Genomic DNA, 17,838 nt, shown 5'->3' on the forward strand with positions numbered 1-17,838 from the left:
TGTATGTCTGCGCGTCCCGCGCACCGGCATCCCGACATCGCTCGTCGGAATGCCGAATCGACAGATGGAGATCCTTCGTGGCGAACCCCCTCGAGAAACTGCTTCGTGCCGGTGAAGGCCGCGTTCTGCGCAGGCTGCAGCAGGTCGTGAAGGCCGTGTCGGCCCTCGAAGAGGACTACGCGCACCTCACCGATGAGGAGCTCCGCGGCGAGACCGCCGAGCTGCGCGCCCGTTACGAAGCGGGGGAGAGCCTCGACAAGCTCATGCCCGAAGCCTTCGCCGCCGTCCGCGAGGCCGCGAGTCGCACCCTCGGCCAGCGTCCCTACGACGTTCAGGTCATGGGCGGCGCGGCCCTCCACCTCGGCAACATCGCCGAGATGAAGACGGGTGAGGGCAAGACGCTGACCGCGGCGCTGCCCGCCTACCTCAACGCCATCGCCGGCAAGGGCGTGCACGTCATCACGGTGAACGACTTCCTCGCCTCGTACCAGTCCGAGCTGATGGGGCGCGTGTACCGAGCCCTCGGCATGACCACCGGCACGGTCGTGTCGGGTCAGGACCCCGAGGTGCGCCGGCAGCAGTACGAGGCCGACATCACGTACGGCACGAACAACGAGTTCGGCTTCGACTACCTGCGCGACAACATGGCGTGGCGGAGCGAAGACCTCGTCCAGCGCGGCCACTTCTACTGCATCGTCGACGAGGTCGACTCGATCCTCATCGACGAGGCGCGTACGCCGCTCATCATCTCGGGCCCTTCGTCGGGTGAGGCAAACCGCTGGTTCACCGAGTTCGCGAAGATCGCGCGCACCCTCGAGGCGGGCGTCGACTTCGAAGTCGATGAGAAGAAGCGCACCATCGGCGTGCTCGAGCCCGGCATCGAGAAGGTCGAGGACTACCTCGGCATCGACAACCTGTACGAGTCGGCGAACACGCCCCTCATCTCCTTCCTCAACAACTCGATCAAGGCGCTCGCCCTGTTCAAGCGCGACACCGACTACGTCGTGATGAACGGCGAGGTCATGATCGTCGACGAGCACACCGGCCGCATCCTGGTGGGCCGTCGCTACAACGAGGGCATCCACCAGGCCATCGAGGCCAAGGAGGGCGTCGCGGTCAAGGCCGAGAACCAGACCCTCGCGACCGTCACCCTGCAGAACTACTTCCGTCTGTACGAGAAGCTCTCGGGCATGACCGGTACCGCCGAGACCGAGGCGGCCGAGTTCATGTCGACGTACAAGCTGGGCGTCGTCCCGATCCCCACCAACAAGCCGATGATCCGCAAGGACCAGTCCGACCTCGTCTACAAGAACGAGCAGGCGAAGTTCGCGCAGGTCGTCGAGGACATCGCCGAGCGGCACGCGTCGGGCCAGCCGGTGCTCGTGGGAACCGTCAGCGTCGAGAAGAGCGAGTACCTGTCGCGCCTCCTCGCGAAGAAGGGGATCAAGCACGAGGTCCTCAACGCGAAGAACCACGCGCGCGAAGCCGAGATCGTCGCCCGTGCCGGCCGGTACGGCGCCGTCACCGTCGCGACCAACATGGCCGGTCGTGGAACCGACATCATGCTCGGCGGCAACGCCGAGTTCATCGCCGTGTCGGAGATGAAAGCGAAGGGCCTCGACCCCGTCGAGACGCCGGACGAGTACCAGTCGGCCTGGGAGGACGTCTACGGCGCCGTCAAGGAGAAGGTCCAGGAAGAGGCCGACCGCGTCGTCGAGGCCGGTGGACTCTACGTGCTCGGCACCGAGCGCCACGAGTCCCGGCGCATCGACAACCAGCTGCGCGGTCGCTCGGGACGTCAGGGCGACCCGGGCGAGAGCCGCTTCTACCTGTCGCTGACCGACGACCTCATGCGCCTGTTCCAGTCCGGCGCGGCAGAGGCGATCCTCGCCCGCACGAACTTCCCCGACGACGTGGCCATCGAGTCGACGATGGTCTCGCGGGCGATCAAGAGCGCGCAGTCGCAGGTCGAGGCCCGCAACGCCGAGATCCGCAAGAACGTCCTCAAGTACGACGACGTCCTCAACCGTCAGCGCGAGGCGATCTACGCCGATCGTCGCCAGATGCTCGAAGGCGACGACCTCTCGTCCCGCGTCGAGCACTTCATCGAGGACGCCATCGCGGCGATCATCGACGAGCACACCGGCTCGGGGCACAACGAGAGCTGGGACTTCGACGCCATGTGGGCGGAACTCAAGACGCTCTACCCCGTGGGGGTGACGATCGACGAGGTCGTCGCCGAAAGCGGCAGCAAGGGCAAGGTGACGCCCGAGCTCCTCAAGCGCGAACTCCTCTCGGACGCGAAGATCGCCTACCGCTCGCGCGAGGAGACGCTCGGCGAGCCGGCCATGCGCGAGCTCGAGCGTCGCGTCGTGCTGCAGGTGCTCGACCGCCGCTGGCGCGACCACCTCTACGAGATGGACTACCTGAAGGACGGCATCGGCCTGCGTGCCATGGCCCAGCGCGACCCCCTCATCGAGTACCAGCGCGAGGGGTACCAGATGTTCCAGTCGATGATGGCGCAGATCAAGGAGGAGTCCGTCGGCTTCCTCTTCAACCTCGAGGTCGAGGTGCGCCAGACCGAGGGCGGCGACATCGAGGCCAAGGGTCTCGCCTCGCCCGACATCGACGCGCAGAAGCTCCAGTACACGGCGCCCAACGACGCCGGCGAGGTCGAGGTGCGCAACGAGCGCGGTCAGGTGCAGCAGGCCGCGACCAGCAAGGCCCGTCAGCGCGAGGCCGAGCAGGAAGCTCCGGCCGACGCGCCGCGGGGGGCTTTCGGGCAGCAGATGGATGCCGGTTCCGCACCGACAGACGCGGGCAACCGCGCGCAGCGACGGGCGTCCGGCAAGAAGAAGTGACGGCGAGCCGACGGGCGTCGGGCGGTCCACGGACTCGTCATTGGCCCCGTCGGCCTTCGCTATCCTGAACCGATGACCCCGCGCACCCTCGACCAGTCATCCAAGCTCAAGGACGTCCTGTACGAGATCCGCGGGGCCGCCCTGGTCGAGGCCGACCGGCTGGAGGACGAGGGTCACACGATCCTCAAGCTGAACACCGGGAATCCGGCCGTCTTCGGCTTCGAGGCACCGTTCCAGATCGTGCGCGACATGATCGAGGCGGTGCCGCGGGCGCACGGCTACTCGGATTCCCGCGGCATCATGTCGGCGCGCCGCGCCATCGTCTCGCGGTACGAGGAGGAGCCGGGCTTCCCCAAGTTCGATCCAGACGACGTCTACCTCGGCAACGGGGTCTCCGAACTCATCACGATGACGATGCAGGCCCTCCTCGACGAGGGCGACGAGGTCCTCATCCCCGCTCCGGACTACCCGCTCTGGACGGCGATGACGAGCCTGGCCGGCGGCACTCCCGTGCACTACCTCGCCGACAGCGACAATGGCTGGCAGCCCGACCTCGACGACATCCGGGCGAAGGTCACCCCGCGCACCAAGGCGATCGTCGTCATCAACCCGAACAACCCGACCGGCGCCGTCTACACGCGAGAGATCCTGCAGGGGATCGTCGAGATCGCCCGTGAACACGAGCTCCTGCTGCTCTCGGACGAGATCTACGATCGCATCCTGTTCGATGATGCGACCCACATCCCGCTCGCCACCCTCGCCCCCGACCTGCTGTGCCTCACCTACAACGGCCTGTCGAAGACCTACCGCGTCGCGGGCTACCGCTCGGGGTGGATGGTCATCACCGGGCCCAAGAAGCACGCCTCCGGCTTCCTCGAGGGCATCCAGCTCCTCGCCTCCACCCGCCTCTGCCCCAACGTCCCCGCGCAGTTCGCCGTGCAGGCGGCGCTGTCGGGCGTGCAGTCGATCGACGCCCTCATCGCCCCCACCGGTCGGCTCCATGAGCAGCGGGATGCCGCCTGGGAGGGCCTGACCGCGATCCCCGGCATCACCTGCGTCAAGCCGCACGGCGCCCTGTACGCCTTCCCCCGTCTCGACCCCGAAGTCCACGAGATCCACGACGACGCCAAGTTCGTCTACGACTTCCTCGTCGCCGAGCACGTCCTGCTGGTGCAGGGGACCGGCTTCAACTGGCCGACGCCCGACCACTTCCGCATCGTCACGTTGCCCGAAGCGCGGGTGCTCACCGAAGCGATCGAGCGACTCGGGAACTTCCTCGCCTCGTACCGCCAGTAACGCGTCTCACAGGAGCGCGAGCGACGTCGCGCGCCAGCGCCCGTCCCAGCCCTCGAGTCGCATCGCCACGGCGCGGGTGCGGACCGGCCCGCTCACCACGACCACCGCCTCGATGACGCCGTCTGCGGGGACGCAGGTGCGTTCGGTGAGGATGCGGTGGGCGGGGCGGACGGCGGCGATCCCGCGTGCGCTTCGTGCCCGGGCCGACAGGTTCGCTCGCGTCACGAGCGCCCGATAGGCGTCCTCACCCAGCCACCGGGCGAGTTGGTCGACGTCGCGGACGCCGGCGAGGACTTCCAGGACCCCGATCGTGAGGTTCTTCACGAGCGGGAGGGGATCGGGGAGGTCGTCCGACGACGTGCGTTGCGGCGCGAAGTACTCGGCTACCTCGAGGGAGCTTCCCGACCGCGGGATGCGGTGGTCTTCAGAGACGGCGAGGGCCATGTCGATTCCTCTCGGGCGACAGGTGTCTGCGGAGCGGTGAACGGCATGAGTACAGCACAGCCTCGTCGGCGGGTGGATGAGAATACTCCAACCTGTGGACAAAGTGCGCCCGGGTGTGCGAGGTGGTCTACCGTCGGCCGGGTGCGCTGGGATCGCTTCTTCGAAGACCTCGAGGACCAATTGGACTCCGAATGGGAGGCCGAGCGTGCTGCCCTCGACACCGAGGCCGAGAGACTGCGTCTGGCCCGCCTTTCGCTCTTCGAGCGGTTGACCGCTCTGACCGGTTCGACGGACGGCGACATCGTCGTCGACCTCCTCGGAGGATTCGCCGTCACCGGTACACCAATGGCCACCGGGCCGGACTGGGTCGCCCTCGACGACGGCGCTCCACGGGGCGCCCTCCTCGTCCCGCTGGCGGCCGTCATCGCGTTCGGCCCCTCGCACGCCGACCTCCTCCGCAGTGCGCGTGGGGGAACGCCCGGTCGTCTGCGGGAGCGGATGACGCTGGGCTTCGTCCTGCGCGACCTCGCCCGGCGTCGCGTCCCGGTCACGATCCACTCCGTGGACGGTCGCGAGTACGGCGGCACGGTGGACCGGGCGGCATCCGACCATCTCGACCTCGCGCTCCACGATCGCGGCGCACCGCGGCGTGCCGATCTCGTGAGCGGCCACCGGATCGTGCCGTTCGCGGCGATCGCGGGCATCCGACTCGAATCGCCCATGGCGCTCGCCTGACGGGTGCGGATCTACTCGCCGCCGCGGCGTCCGCGCCCCCACAGCTCGGGGAAGCTCGCCGCGTTCGATTCGCGCCACAGCGCGTGCAGACGGGCATCCTCCGCCTGGTCGTCGAGGTAGTCCTCGACGCTCGCAGCCTCGATGCGCCAGGAGGCGGGCGAGCCGAGCCGGGCGCCCCGCAGGCGGCCGTCGAGCACGAGGGCGACGACCTCGTCGACCTCCAGCTGCAGCATCTCCGCCACCTGGGAGGGCGTCAGCATACGCGCGGGCATTCCTTCGGGCATGAGGCCATTATGGGCCCGATGGCGGAACCCATCCGGAGCCTGTCCGGCTTGTGGATAATCCCGGCAGCGGCGGTGTCGGCTCGGTCACCATGACGTCATGACCACTCCCGACACCGTCCGGCCCGCGCCGCGCGCGTTCTGGGCCGACGCGCGATTCCTGCTCGGGATCGCGCTGATCATCGCCTCCGTCGCAGGCGTCTGGCTCGTCGTCGCGTCGGCCCGGCAGACCGCCCCCGTTTTCGCCGCTGCCCGGACGATCGTCCCGGGACAGACCGTGACGGCCGACGACCTCCGGGTGGTCGACGTCGCATTGGGATCCGCCGGCGAGACCTATGTGTCACCGGCATCCCTGCAGCCGGGTGTCATCGCGACGCGGACGATCCTCGAGGGGGAGCTCGTCCCGCAGGCGGCCGTGGACGACGCGGATGCCGCCACGACGACCACCATCGTCATCCGGACCTCGGGCGATGTCTCCGCCTCGGTGGTGGCGGGATCGGTCGTCGAGGTGTGGGCGGCCCCGGCCGAGGACGGCGGCACCTTCGGGGAGCCTCGCATCCTCGTCCCATCGGCGACCGTCGTCAGCGTCACGCGCGACGATGCCGTCGTGTCGGGCACCGACGTGTCTCTCGAGATCGTCATCCCGCGCGCCGACGTCGCCGAGAGCCTCGCGGCGCTCGCCGACGGCGCGAACATGTCGGTCGTGCCGGTCGCAGGGGAGGCGCAGTGAGAGTCGTCGTCGCCGTCGACGGACGCCGCGGCGAGGACCTCGCCCGTCGACTGCGGGAGGAGGATGCCGATGTGCGGGCGGTCGTCCCCGCCTCGGCGCCCGCGACTGCGGCGTTCGACGCCATGTCCGCGCCGGAGGCGGCGGAGCTCCTCGCGGAGCTGGCGCGCGCCGACATCCTCATCGTCGACGGCCGGCCGTCAGCACTGACCACCGAGCTCGTCGCTGCCTGCGATCGGATGTCCGTCCGGATCGTGCCGCTGTCGGCCCGGACGTCGGATCGCCGCCTCGCCGCCTCCCTGGGGCTCGTGCCGCACGAGCCCGATGCGCCGGCGGCCGAGCTCCTCGCCGCGCCGTCGTCATCGGTACCGGTCGAGCCCGTCCGCGGCCGCGTCGTCACGGTGTGGGGTGCGCACGGAGCACCTGGCCGGACCACGATCGCCGTCGAGCTGGCGTGCGCGCTGTCGGGCCCGACGCGCAAGGTGGCTCTGATCGACGCGGATTCGCACGCCCCCTCGGTGGCGTTGGCCACAGGGCTGGCCGACGAGGGCCCGGGTTTCGCGGCGGCGTGCCGTCAAGCCGAACGCGGAGCGCTGACGGTGGCGGAACTCAGCCGCATCTCTTCCACTCTCGGGGACGTGGACGTCCTCACGGGACTCAACCGGCCCGGCCGATGGCCGGAGCTCTCGCACCCGCGCGTCCTCTCCGCACTCGAGGCGTGTCGAGGGTGGGCGGACGACACCGTGGTGGACATCGCTGCGCCGCTGGAGCGTGACGAGGAGATCGTGAGCGACCTCTTCGACGGTCCTCGCCGGAACGCCGCGACGCACGCCGCACTGGAGGCCGCTGATGTCGTCGTCGCCGTCGTCGCCGCCGACCCCGTCGGGGTGTCGCGGTTCGTCCGCGCCTGGCCGGACCTGCGTGCGGCGGCGGGCACCACCCCCGTCCGCGTCGTGGTGAACAAGATCCGCGCCGCGGCTCTCGGCGTCGACGCACGCGGGCAGGTGCGGCGCACGCTCGAGCGCTACACCGGCGTGACGGAGGTGTCCTTCGTGCCGTGGGATGCCCGGGGAACGGATGCCGCCATGCTCGCCGCGCGGCCCATCGCCCACGTCGCACCGCGCTCGGCGGTGCCGGCAGCCGTGCGTCGACTCGTCGCCGAGTCCCTCGCACCCCGGACCGCCGACGAACCCGCGACGACGCGTCACTCGCTGCGTCGTCTGGCGCGGACCGCCTGACCCGGCCACCGGGGAGAGGTCGGGCGGAGGATTAGGGTGGAGGCGTGTCCACCCTCAGCGACCTCGTCTACGCCCAAGGCCGTTCCACCGCGGAGGACGTCGAATGGCTCCACCGCCTCGCAGGCGATGGCCAGTTGCTCGCCGACCTGGCGTTCGCGGACATCGTCGTCTGGGTGCCGACACCCGATGACTCGTTCATCGCGGTGGCGCACACGCGGCCGAGCGGCGCCGCCACCCTCTTCTACCGGGACATCGTCGGCGACGCCGTGCGCCCGCAGTGGCGGACGCAGGTCAAGGACGCGTTCACGCAGATCCGGATGGTCGATTCTGCATCCCCGGACTGGTTCGAGGAGACTCCCACGCGGGTGCGGGCTGTGCCGATCGTGCGCGAGCGCGCGGGGGAGGGTCGCGAGACGCGCGTCATCGGCGTGGTGACACGTCACACCAACCTCGGCGAGGCGCGCACCCCCTCGCGCCAGCAGATCACGTTCAACGACTGCGCCGACGACCTGTTCGGCATGATCGCGTCGGCGGACTTCCCCGATCTCACCGCGCCGACCTCGCCGCGCCGCGGCGCTCCCCGCGCATCGGACGGCCTCATCCGCCTCGATGTCGACGGCATCACGACCTTCGCGAGCCCGAACGCGCTGTCGGCGTTCAACCGTCTGGGCTTCGACGATGAGCTCGAGGGCGAGTCGCTCATGCAGGTGGCGACGACGATCATGCCGGCATCCCGTCAGTTCGACGAGTCGCTCCCGATCGTGATGGCCGGTCGGGCGCCCTGGCGTGCCGACGTCGAGGCGCGGGGCGTGACGGTGTCCCTCCGCACCATCCCGCTGCGCGAGAACGGCAACCGCATCGGCGCCATCGTCCTCTGCCGCGACGTCAGCGAGATCCGGCACCAGGAGCAGGAGCTCATCACGAAGGACGCGACGATCCGCGAGATCCACCACCGGGTAAAGAACAACCTGCAGACGGTCGCCTCGCTCCTGCGCATCCAGGCGCGTCGCACGCACTCCGACGAGGGGCGCGACGCCCTCACGCAGGCCATGCGGCGCGTGAGCGCGATCGCCGTGGTCCACGACACCCTGTCGGAAGGACTGATGCAGAGCGTCGATTTCGACGACGTCTTCGAGCGCGTCCTGAAGCTCGTCGCCGAGGTGGCGGCTGCCCCCAACACGAGGGCGCGCACTGTCAAGACCGGTACGTTCGGGACTCTTCCCAGCGAGTACGCGACGCCGCTCGCGCTCGCACTGACCGAGCTCGTCACGAACGCGGTGGAGCACGGCCTCGCCGACAAGGAGGGCGAGGTCGAGATCATCGCCGAGCGCGATGAGGACCAGCTCCTGGTGCGCGTGCGCGACACCGGGGTCGGCCTTCCCGAGGGTCAGGTCGGCCGCGGTCTCGGTACGCAGATCGTGCGCACGCTCATCCAGGGAGAGCTCAGCGGAACGATTGACTGGCACACCCTGATGGGCAGTGGCACCGAAGTGACGATCGAGATCCCGATGCGATACATCGAGCGCGCGCGGGCCTGACGCCCGCGCGCGGCGACGTCAGGACGCGCGGCGGGCGCGGGCGGCGCGGCGCTTGAGGGCGCGACGCTCGTCTTCGGAGAGGCCGCCCCAGACGCCCGAGTCCTGGCCGGTCTCGAGGGCGTACTGCAGGCAGAGTTCGGTGACGGTGCACCGGGCGCAGACGGACTTCGCCTTCTCGATCTGGTCGACGGCGGGTCCGGTGTTCCCCACGGGGAAGAACAGTTCGGGGTCGACGGTCAGGCAGGCAGCTTTGTCGCGCCAATCCATAGCGGTGCTCCTAATAGGGGATCGGAAGTCGGGATGCGACGCCGGGCGACGTCGACTAACCTGGGTGGTGTGCGAGCAGATGCTCGCCCCACGCCGCTGTGGGAGCACACTTGCCCGTCAATATTCCCATGCTCGGGCATGTGAATCAAGGGTTAACGGAGTATTTCGGCGCCTCGCCGTGCCCCGGCGGCCAGGAGGAGCAGTCATCGTGCGGACCACTCGCATCGAGAGGATCGCGGCCGGCTGGCTCGCGCTCGAGGCACTCGGCATCCTGATCCTCGTGGTCTGGGAGCTCGTGGCCCTCCTTCGAGGCGACAGCGGGAGCGTGGGCAGTTCGATCGCCCTCCTGGTCCTCACCGCGGTCGGCGCGGCGGCCCTCGGGGCGTTCGCCGTCGCTGTCTGGCGCGATGGTTCCTGGGGGCGATCCGGCGGCGTCGTTGCTCAACTCCTCGTGTTGTCGATCGCCCTCGGCACCCTCACGGGTGAGGGAGCCGACACGCGTCTCGCCGCGACGATCGCCGGGCCCGCCATCGTCGGACTCGTCGTCCTCATCGCCGCCGCACGAGCGGCGGGCCGGAGGGCCCGCGACACCCCCGTCGACGAGGTCTGATCACACGCTGAGCAGACTGCGGACGCGGGCGACGTGCCCGGTCGCCTTGACGTTGTACAGCGCGTGCGCGACGGAGCCGTCCTCGTCGATGACGAAGGTCGAGCGGATGACGCCCTCGACGACCTTGCCGTAGTTCATCTTCTCGCCCCAGGCCCCGTACGCCTCGTGCACGGCATGGTCGGGGTCGCTCAACAGGTCGTAGGGGAGCGCGTCGCGCTCGCGGAAGGCCTGGAGTTTGGCGGGCTCGTCGCGGGAGATCCCGACCACCGTGTAGCCCGCGGCCTGTAGCGGCGCGACGCTGTCGCGGAAATCGCAGGCCTCGGTCGTGCAGCCCGGCGTCATCGCGGCGGGGTAGAAGAAGGCGATGAGACGCGTCCCGCGGAAGTCGGCGAGGGCGACGGTGCGGCCGTCCTGGTCGACGAGGGAGAAGTCGGGGGCGGGGGATCCGGTGGTCAGTCGCGGCATCCGTCCATTTTAGGCGCGGCGATCAGGTCGCGAACGTCGCCAGCAGCCGTTGCAGGGAATCCAGCCGCGCCGGTCCGCGCTCGCCCAGGCGTCCCTCCGCCACCGCCTCGGCGATCGCGCAATCGGGAGCGTCGGGCAGGTGCGTGCACCCGCGCGGGCACTCCTCGGCGATGGCGGTCAGGTCGGTGTAGGCGCGGAGGATGTTGGCGGGGTCGACGTGTCCGAGGCCGAACGAGCGGACCCCCGGGGTGTCGATGACCCATCCGCGGCCGTTCTCACCCGCATATCGCAGCGAGACCGCCGAGCTCGAGGTGTGACGCCCGCGTCCGGTGACCTCGTTCACGTGTCCGATCGCGCGGAGCGCATCCGGGACCAGGGCGTTCACGAGCGTGGACTTGCCGACGCCGGAGTGGCCGACGAAGACCGTCGAGTGGCCCGACAGCCGTTCGCCGATGAGATCCACGGGCATCGCGTCGCGACCGCTCGTGAAGACCTCGAGATCGTCGAGACCCTCGAAATGGCCGAGGAACACGGTCGGATCGGCGAGGTCGGTCTTGGTGACGACGAGCATGGGATGCATCCCGGCATCCAACGCGGCGATCAGATAGCGGTCCACCAGCCGCGGCCGCGGCTCGGGGTCGGCGGCGGCGACCACGATGAGCAGCTGGTCGGCATTGGCGACGATGATCCGCTCGATGTGGTCGGTGTCGTCCGCGCTGCGGCGCAGGAGCGAGGATCGCTCTTCGATGCCGACGATGCGCGCGAGCGTGCCGTCGTCTCCGGACGTGTCGCCCACCACGCGGGCGCGGTCGCCGTTGACGATCGGCTGCTTGCGGAGCTCCCGCGCCCGGGAGGCGAGGATCTGGTGCTCGTCGGGGCCGTCCTCGTCGACGAGCACCGTGTAGCGGCCACGGTCGACGCCCAGGACGCGGGCGATCCGGGCATCGGCGTGAGCGGGTCGGCGTTTGGTGCGAGGCCGGTTCGCCTTCGGATTGGGGCGCATCCGGATGTCGGCCTCATCGAAATCGAGGTCGTCATCGTCGTCGTCGGTGAGCCAGCTCACGCGAGCATGTCCGCCCACAGCTGGGGGAATTCGGGCATGGTCTTCGCCGTCGTCCCGATGTCGTCGACCACGACGCCCGGCACCCGGAGTCCGATGACGGCTCCGGCTGTCGCGACGCGGTGATCGTGGTGTGCACGCCAGACGCCGCCGTGGAGCGGACGGGGGACGATGTGGATGCCGTCCTCCCGCTCCTCCGCCTCGCCACCGAGCTCGCGGAGGTTCGCGACGAGAGCGGCGATGCGATCGGTCTCGTGACCGCGGATGTGCCCGATGCCGTGGAAGGTCGTCGGAGCATCGGCGAACGCCGCGAGGGCGAACAGGGTCGGGGTGAGCTCGCTCGCGGCCGAGAGGTCGAGGTCGACGCCCGCGATGCGGTCGCCGGAGGTGACGGTCAGCGCGCCCGCACGGCGCGAGACGTGGGCGCCCATGACGGGCAGGATGTCGGCCAGCAGGGCACCGGGCTGCGTCGAGTGGGCGGGCCATCCGGGCACGGTCACCGACCCTCCCGTCAGGATCGCCGCAGCGAGGAACGGCGCGGCGTTCGAGAGGTCGGGTTCGATCGCGACATCCTTGCCGCGGACGGGCCCGGCGGGGACGACCCACTCGTTCGGAGTCGGGTGCTCGACGTGGACACCCCGGCGGGCGAGGGCTTCGACCGTCATCTCGATGTGCGGCAGGCTCGGGAGGCGTTCGCCGTCGTGGATCAGGCGGAGTCCCACGTCGAACCGGGCCGCGGCCAGGAGCAGGCCCGAGACGAACTGGCTGGACTGGCTCGCGTCGATCGTCACCTCGCCGCCGCGGATGTGGCCATGGCCACGGACCTCGAACGGGAGCGACCAGCTTCCGGCGTCATCGATGTCGGCGCCGACCTCGCGGAGGGCGTGGATCATCGCGCCCATCGGGCGGTGCATCGCGGTGGGGTGCGCCGTCACGTGCACGTCCCCGACCGCGAGACCGGCGATGGGGGAGACGAAACGCATGACCGTCCCGGCCTGACCGCAGTCGATCGTCGTTCCCCCCGTGAAGCGGGCGGGCGGGGTGACGTCGAGGTCGGGACCGAAGGGCGAGTCCCCCGGAACGGGTTCGATCGAGACGCCGAGGGCGCGCAGCGCCTCGATCATGCGCGCGGAGTCGTCGGAATGGAGCGCGCCCGTCACAAGGCTCGGGCCGTCGGCGATCGCCGCGAGGACCAGCTCGCGGTTCGTCAGAGACTTGGACCCCGGAACGGAGACGCGCGCATGGACCGGCTCGGTCGGCGTGGGAGCCGGCCACGACCCGGACGCGGCGGTGGTGGCGGGGGAGGAAGGGGCGTCGCTCATCGCGTCCAGCCTACTGAACGGGGCGTCGCCGCCGACGAGGACGGTGTCACGACGGTGTCTCGAATCTGCGACACCGACGCGACACGACGGCGACATCGACCTCCTCGCGTGATTCCCCTGCGCCAAACCTCTCGCACCGGCATCCTGACATCGTCGTGAGCGACGTCATCATCCCCGTCGGCGGCGGCTGAGCCGTACCTCCACGGAAAGCTGGGAATAGCCCCAGCCCCGTGCTCGTTGGAGCTTCATGTCGGTGCCGTGCACGCCAGGGGAGAGGAGCGCGATGATCGCAACAGTGGATGCGCCAGAACTCGCCGAATGGGCGGACGTAGACTTGCGGGCGATGAACGATCAGGCGGTCGAAGACCCGCGTACCCAGTTCGAGGAGCAGGCGCTCCCCTTCATGGATCAGCTCTACGCAGCGGCGATGCGGATGACCCGCAACCCCGCCGACGCGTCGGACCTGGTGCAGGAGACCTTCGTCAAGGCGTTCGCCGCCTGGGCGTCCTTCACGCAGGGCACGAACCTCAAGGCGTGGCTGTACCGGATCCTCACGAACACGTACATCAACACGTACCGCAAGAAGCAGCGCGAGCCCTACCAGGGCACCATCGACGACCTCGAGGACTGGCAGCTCGGCGGCGCGGAATCGACGACGGCGTCGTCGGCGCGGTCGGCTGAAGCCGAAGCGATCGACCACATGCCGGCATCCGTCGTCAAGGATGCGCTGCAGTCCCTTCCCGAAGACTTCCGACTGGCCGTGTACCTCGCGGACGTCGAAGGGTTCGCGTATCAGGAGATCGCGGACATCATGAAAACCCCCATCGGCACGGTCATGAGCCGTCTGCACCGAGGCAGACGCCAGCTCCGCGACCTGCTGTCCGACTATGCGAAGGAGCGTGGCATCGAAGTGCCCGCCACAAGGAGTGCGAAATGACCGACTGCGGTTGCGACAAAGCCCAGAAGGATCTCGAGGAGTACCTGCGCAACGAGGTCTGCAACACCCGTCACGCCGACATCACCGAGCACCTCGAGAACTGCGCCGCCTGCCGGGACGAAGCCCTCGTGGCGACGACCCTGACAGCCGTCGTTGCGCGTGCCTGCAAGGAGGCCGCGCCCGAGGATCTGCGTGACCAGGTGCTGGCGCGTCTGCGTGCGGAGCAGGCCACCCACCACTGACGTCTCGACCGTGGATACGAAGAAGGCCCCGCCGAGGCGGGGCCTTCCTCGTACTCGGGATCAGAAGCCGAGCGCTTGCTCCATGATCTCGGCGTGCTGGCGCGCGTGGACCTTCGGCGATCCGGTGGCGGTGGATGCCGCCGAAGACCGCGAGATCCGCTTGATCGTGCGCCCGTGCAGGTGCTTCACGACCTCGAGGGCGATGAACGGCCAGGCGCCCTGGTTCTCCGGCTCCTCCTGTACCCAATACAGCTCCGCATTCGGGTAGCTGTCGAGGACCGCGTTGAGCTGCTCGATCGGAGCCGGGTAGTACTGCTCCAGCCGGACCAGCGCGACCTTCTCGTTCGGGTTCTTCTCGAGCTCCGCAGCGAGGTCCCAGTGGATCTTGCCGGCGTGCAGCAGCACGCGGGTGACGGACTCGCGGTCGAGGGAGCGGTGGTCGTCGATCACCGGCTCGAACTTGCCCTCGAGGAAGTCGTCGACCGAGCTCGTCGCGTTCCGCAGGCGCAGCATGGCCTTCGGCGTGAAGACCACGAGGGGCCGGCGCGGACGGGCGTAGGCCTGGCGACGCAGCAGGTGGAAGTACGACGCGGGCGTCGAGGGACGGGCGACCGTCATGTTGTCCTGCGCACACATCTGCAGGTAGCGCTCGATGCGGGCCGACGAGTGGTCGGGTCCCTGGCCTTCGTAGCCGTGGGGGAGCAGGAGCACGACACCCGACTGCTGGCCCCACTTCTGCTCAGCGGAGGAGATGAACTCGTCGATCACCGACTGCGCCCCGTTGGCGAAGTCGCCGAATTGCGCCTCCCACAGGGTGAGGGTGTCGGCTCGTTCGACGGAGTAGCCGTACTCGAAGGCCATCGCCGCGTACTCGCTGAGCAGCGAGTCGTATACGTAGAACCGGCCCTGGTTGTCGCTCAGGTTGGCGAGCGGCAGCCATTCCTGACCGTTCGCCCGGTCGTGCATGACGGCGTGACGCGTCACGAACGTGCCGCGACGGACGTCCTGGCCGGCCAGGCGCACGTTCGACCCCTCGACGAGGAGCGAGCCGAAGGCGAGCAGTTCGCCGAAGCCCCAGTCGATCTTGCCGTTGCGGCTCATGTCCTGGCGCTTGTCGAGCAGCTGCTGGAGCTTCGTGTGCACCGTGAAGCCCTCGGGCTTGTTCACGAAGGCGTCGCCGATGCGCTCGATGACGTCGCGGCTGACGGCGGTGGAGTCCGGCTCGCCGACGGCGGGCTCCGCCGGGGCGTCGGCGCTGACGACGGGCGAGGTGCCGGTCTGCGCCGCGTGAATCTCGGCGAAGGCGATCTCGAGGCGGTTCTGGAAGTCCTGCTTCGCCTTGTCGTACTCCTCCTCGGTGATGTCGCCGCGTCCGACGAGGGCCTCGGTGTAGAGCTTGCGGACCGAGCGCTTCGCCTCGATGAGGTTTGTCATGAGGGGCTGCGTCATCGAGGGGTCGTCGCCCTCGTTGTGGCCGCGGCGCCGGTAGCAGACGAGGTCGATGACGACGTCGCGGTTGAACTCCTGGCGGTAGCGGAACGCGAGCTCGGCGACGTGCACGACGGCCTCGGGGTCGTCGCCGTTCACGTGGAAGATCGGCGCCTGGATCGTCTTGGCGACGTCGGTGGCGTAGATCGACGTGCGGGCGTCGAGCGGGAGGGTCGTGAAGCCGACCTGGTTGTTGACCACGACGTGGACCGTGCCGCCGGTACGGTAGCCGCGCAGGCGCGACATCTGCAGCGTCTCCATGACGACGCCCTGGCCCGCGAAGGCCGCGTCGCCGTGGACGAGGATCGGGAGCCACGAGAACGATCCGATGGGGAGGCGGTCCTGCTTGGCGCGGACGATGCCCTCGAGGACGCCGTCGACGGTCTCGAGGTGCGAGGGGTTCGCGGCGAGATAGACGGGGAGTTCTTCGCCGCCGTCGGCGACGAAGGTGCCCTGGGTGCCCAGGTGGTACTTGACGTCGCCCGAGCCGCTCTTGGAGCCGACGGCGACCGATCCCTCGAACTCGCGGAAGATCTGGCTGTAGGTCTTGCCGGCGACGTTGGTGAGGACGTTGAGGCGACCGCGGTGCGCCATCGCGATGGCGGCTCCGTCGAGACCCTCGGATGCAGCGCCCTGGAGGATCTGGTCCAGCAGCGGCACGAGCGACTCGCCGCCTTCGAGGCTGAAGCGCTTCTGGCCGACGAACTTGGTCTGCAGGAAGGTCTCGAAGGCCTCGGCCTCGTTCAGCTTGCCGAGGACCCGCAGCTGCTCGTCGTGGCCGGGCTTCTGGTACTTGACCTCGAGGTTGTCCTGGAACCACTTGCGCTGCGTCGGGTCCTGGATGTGCATGTACTCGACACCGACGGTGCGGCAGTACGAGTCGCGCAGGATCCCGAGGATGTCCCGGAGCTTCATCGTGCGCTTGCCGCCGAACCCGTTCGTGACGAACTCGCGGTCGAGGTCCCAGAAGGTCAGCCCGTGGTTCTCGATCTCGAGGTCGGGGTGCGTGCGCTGCACGTACTCGAGGGGGTCGATGTCGGCCATCATGTGGCCGCGGACGCGGTAGGAGTTGATGAGCTCCTGGACACGTGCCGTCTTGTCGACGCGCTCGGCGATGTCGACCTTGATGTCGCTCGACCAGCGGATGGGGGAGTACGGGATGCGGAGGGCCGCGAAGATGTCGTCGTAGAACCCCTCCTGGCCGATCAGCAGCTGGTGCACGATCTTCAGGAACTCACCCGAGCCGGCACCCTGGATGACGCGGTGGTCGTAGGTGCTCGTGAGGGTGATGGTCTTGCCGATGCCGAGCTCGCCCAGCGTCTTCTCGCTCGCGCCCTGGAACTCGGCCGGGTAGTCGAGGGCGCCGGCGCCGATGATGCAGCCCTGACCCTTCATCAGACGCGGCACGGAGTGCACCGTGCCGATGCCGCCGGGGTTGGTGAGGGACACCGTCGTGCCCTGGAAGTCGGCGGCGGTCAGCTTGTTCTTGCGGGCGCGCTGGACCAGGTCCTCGTAGGCGGTCAGGTATTCGCCGAAGGTCAGAGTCTCGGCCTGCTTGATGCTCGGCACCATGAGGGCACGCGTGCCGTCCGGCTTCGGAAGGTCGATCGCGATGCCCAGGTTGATGTGAGCGGGGGCGACGACCGACGGCTTGCCGTCGACCTCGGCGTAGTAGACGTTCTGCGTCGGGAAGGCCTTCAGCGCCTGGATCAGCGCCCACCCGATGATGTGGGTGAAGCTCACCTTGCCGCCGCGCGTGCGCGACATGTGGTTGTTGATGACGATGCGGTTGTCGATCATCAGCTTCGCGGGGATCGTGCGAACGCTCGTCGCCGTCGGGACGGTGAGCGACTCGTCCATGTTCGCGGCGAGGGTCTTGGGCAGGCCGCGGAGCGGGGTGACCGTGTCCTCGAGGGTCGCCTTCTCCGCGGACGGGGCGGCCTTGGGCGCCTCGGCGGGGATCGGCTGCGGTGCCGCCGGGCGTGCGGTGGTGCGTGCCACGGGCTGCGCGCCGGTGGCGGCGGGGCGGGCCTCGGCGGCGGAAGCGGATGCCGCAGGCGTCGGGGCGGCGGGGGCGGATGCCGTCGGTGCCGCAGCCTCGGCGGGAGCGCCCGTCGACGGGGCGTCGGGGGTGTAGGCCTCGAGGATCGGCCACCACTCCTTGTCCACCGAGTTCTTGTCCCGGCTGTACTGCTCGTACAGCTCTGCGACGAGCCATTCGTTGGCTCCGAACTCCCCGTCGCTCGTAGTTCCCACGCCGGTCGCCTGACTGGACACGGTTCCGCCTGCTTTCGTCGTCGACGTTCGAAATTGTGCGGGCCTCGCGC

General features: G+C 69.2%; 16 protein-coding genes. 9 read left to right on the forward strand and 7 right to left on the reverse strand.

The genetic code is table 11. The features are described 5' to 3' along the window. Positions 1-77 precede the first annotated feature (77 nt). Positions 78-2,861 (forward strand): preprotein translocase subunit SecA, encoded by a 2,784-nt coding sequence (gene secA, locus Q9S78_RS07865; protein ID WP_311857583.1) that lies wholly within the window; start codon positions 78-80, stop codon positions 2,859-2,861. Between the two features lie 72 nt (positions 2,862-2,933). After that, complete coding sequence (locus tag Q9S78_RS07870) at positions 2,934-4,157, forward strand: pyridoxal phosphate-dependent aminotransferase (protein WP_020096767.1); 1,224 nt, start codon at positions 2,934-2,936, stop codon at positions 4,155-4,157. A gap of 6 nt (positions 4,158-4,163) precedes the next feature. Here the strand turns inward: Q9S78_RS07870 and Q9S78_RS07875 are convergent, their stop codons facing one another. Beyond that, a complete protein-coding gene (locus Q9S78_RS07875; RefSeq protein WP_018188712.1) occupies positions 4,164-4,601 on the reverse strand; it encodes an Rv3235 family protein in 438 nt (145 codons plus the stop codon). A 141-nt stretch (positions 4,602-4,742) separates the two neighbouring features. Between Q9S78_RS07875 and Q9S78_RS07880 the strand changes: the two genes are divergently transcribed. Further along, positions 4,743-5,336, forward strand: coding sequence for a hypothetical protein (locus Q9S78_RS07880; protein WP_311869940.1), 594 nt, complete (start codon positions 4,743-4,745; stop codon positions 5,334-5,336). An 11-nt stretch (positions 5,337-5,347) separates the two neighbouring features. On the opposite strand, the gene Q9S78_RS07885 is transcribed toward Q9S78_RS07880, so the two are convergent. Continuing rightward, positions 5,348-5,596, reverse strand: a complete 249-nt coding sequence (locus Q9S78_RS07885) for a helix-turn-helix domain-containing protein (RefSeq protein ID WP_018188710.1) — start codon at positions 5,594-5,596, stop codon at positions 5,348-5,350. Between the two features lie 121 nt (positions 5,597-5,717). Between Q9S78_RS07885 and Q9S78_RS07890 the strand changes: the two genes are divergently transcribed. From Q9S78_RS07890 to Q9S78_RS07900, 3 genes are read left to right on the forward strand one after another with little or no spacing between them, the layout of a single operon-like run. Then, positions 5,718-6,347, forward strand: a complete 630-nt coding sequence (locus Q9S78_RS07890) for an SAF domain-containing protein (protein ID WP_311857579.1) — start codon at positions 5,718-5,720, stop codon at positions 6,345-6,347. Beyond that, positions 6,344-7,582, forward strand: coding sequence for a CpaE/TadZ family protein (locus Q9S78_RS07895; protein WP_116228629.1), 1,239 nt, complete (start codon positions 6,344-6,346; stop codon positions 7,580-7,582). Before Q9S78_RS07890 ends, Q9S78_RS07895 begins: the two co-directional genes overlap by 4 nt. A gap of 44 nt (positions 7,583-7,626) precedes the next feature. After that, positions 7,627-9,120 (forward strand): sensor histidine kinase, encoded by a 1,494-nt coding sequence (locus Q9S78_RS07900; protein ID WP_018188707.1) that lies wholly within the window; start codon positions 7,627-7,629, stop codon positions 9,118-9,120. An 18-nt stretch (positions 9,121-9,138) separates the two neighbouring features. Here the strand turns inward: Q9S78_RS07900 and Q9S78_RS07905 are convergent, their stop codons facing one another. Further along, on the reverse strand, positions 9,139-9,387 hold the full coding sequence (locus tag Q9S78_RS07905) for a WhiB family transcriptional regulator (RefSeq protein WP_018188706.1): 249 nt from the start codon (positions 9,385-9,387) through the stop codon (positions 9,139-9,141). A gap of 208 nt (positions 9,388-9,595) precedes the next feature. Here Q9S78_RS07905 and Q9S78_RS07910 point away from each other — a divergent pair, with 208 nt between their 5' ends. Then, positions 9,596-9,997 carry a histidine kinase gene (locus Q9S78_RS07910; protein ID WP_311869941.1) on the forward strand — a complete coding sequence of 134 codons (402 nt, stop codon included), beginning with the start codon at positions 9,596-9,598 and terminating at the stop codon, positions 9,995-9,997. On the opposite strand, the gene bcp is transcribed toward Q9S78_RS07910, so the two are convergent. From bcp to aroA, 3 genes are read right to left on the reverse strand one after another with little or no spacing between them, the layout of a single operon-like run. Then, positions 9,998-10,462 (reverse strand): thioredoxin-dependent thiol peroxidase, encoded by a 465-nt coding sequence (gene bcp / locus Q9S78_RS07915; RefSeq protein ID WP_311869942.1) that lies wholly within the window; start codon positions 10,460-10,462, stop codon positions 9,998-10,000. A 22-nt stretch (positions 10,463-10,484) separates the two neighbouring features. Beyond that, entirely contained in the window at positions 10,485-11,525 is a 1,041-nt protein-coding gene (gene rsgA / locus Q9S78_RS07920) for a ribosome small subunit-dependent GTPase A (RefSeq protein WP_311869943.1), read from the reverse strand. Beyond that, the gene (gene aroA, locus Q9S78_RS07925) at positions 11,522-12,844 is read right to left on the reverse strand and encodes a 3-phosphoshikimate 1-carboxyvinyltransferase (RefSeq protein ID WP_311869944.1); all 1,323 of its coding nucleotides are present in this window, start codon (positions 12,842-12,844) and stop codon (positions 11,522-11,524) included. The genes rsgA and aroA overlap by 4 nt, the downstream gene beginning before the upstream one ends. A gap of 283 nt (positions 12,845-13,127) precedes the next feature. Here aroA and Q9S78_RS07930 point away from each other — a divergent pair, with 283 nt between their 5' ends. After that, positions 13,128-13,781, forward strand: coding sequence for a sigma-70 family RNA polymerase sigma factor (locus tag Q9S78_RS07930; protein WP_028497349.1), 654 nt, complete (start codon positions 13,128-13,130; stop codon positions 13,779-13,781). Then, positions 13,778-14,023, forward strand: coding sequence for a zf-HC2 domain-containing protein (locus Q9S78_RS07935; RefSeq protein ID WP_018188697.1), 246 nt, complete (start codon positions 13,778-13,780; stop codon positions 14,021-14,023). Before Q9S78_RS07930 ends, Q9S78_RS07935 begins: the two co-directional genes overlap by 4 nt. A 60-nt stretch (positions 14,024-14,083) precedes the next feature. Here the strand turns inward: Q9S78_RS07935 and Q9S78_RS07940 are convergent, their stop codons facing one another. Next, complete coding sequence (locus Q9S78_RS07940) at positions 14,084-17,788, reverse strand: multifunctional oxoglutarate decarboxylase/oxoglutarate dehydrogenase thiamine pyrophosphate-binding subunit/dihydrolipoyllysine-residue succinyltransferase subunit (RefSeq protein ID WP_181900433.1); 3,705 nt, start codon at positions 17,786-17,788, stop codon at positions 14,084-14,086. Positions 17,789-17,838: the final 50 nt, after the last annotated feature.

Origin of the sequence: Microbacterium aquilitoris (assembly GCF_031932285.1) — a bacterium.
GTDB lineage: Bacteria > Actinomycetota > Actinomycetes > Actinomycetales > Microbacteriaceae > Microbacterium > Microbacterium aquilitoris.

Coding starts and splice junctions, on each gene's coding strand:
- Q9S78_RS07890 (WP_311857579.1), top strand. CDS start 5,718: ATGACCACTCCCGACACCGTCCGGCCCGCGCCGCGCGCGTTCTGGGCC.
- aroA (WP_311869944.1), bottom strand. CDS start 12,844: ATGAGCGACGCCCCTTCCTCCCCCGCCACCACCGCCGCGTCCGGGTCG.
- Q9S78_RS07870 (WP_020096767.1), top strand. CDS start 2,934: ATGACCCCGCGCACCCTCGACCAGTCATCCAAGCTCAAGGACGTCCTG.
- Q9S78_RS07930 (WP_028497349.1), top strand. CDS start 13,128: ATGATCGCAACAGTGGATGCGCCAGAACTCGCCGAATGGGCGGACGTA.
- Q9S78_RS07885 (WP_018188710.1), bottom strand. CDS start 5,596: ATGCTGACGCCCTCCCAGGTGGCGGAGATGCTGCAGCTGGAGGTCGAC.
- Q9S78_RS07935 (WP_018188697.1), top strand. CDS start 13,778: ATGACCGACTGCGGTTGCGACAAAGCCCAGAAGGATCTCGAGGAGTAC.
- Q9S78_RS07905 (WP_018188706.1), bottom strand. CDS start 9,387: ATGGATTGGCGCGACAAAGCTGCCTGCCTGACCGTCGACCCCGAACTG.
- bcp (WP_311869942.1), bottom strand. CDS start 10,462: ATGCCGCGACTGACCACCGGATCCCCCGCCCCCGACTTCTCCCTCGTC.
- Q9S78_RS07875 (WP_018188712.1), bottom strand. CDS start 4,601: ATGGCCCTCGCCGTCTCTGAAGACCACCGCATCCCGCGGTCGGGAAGC.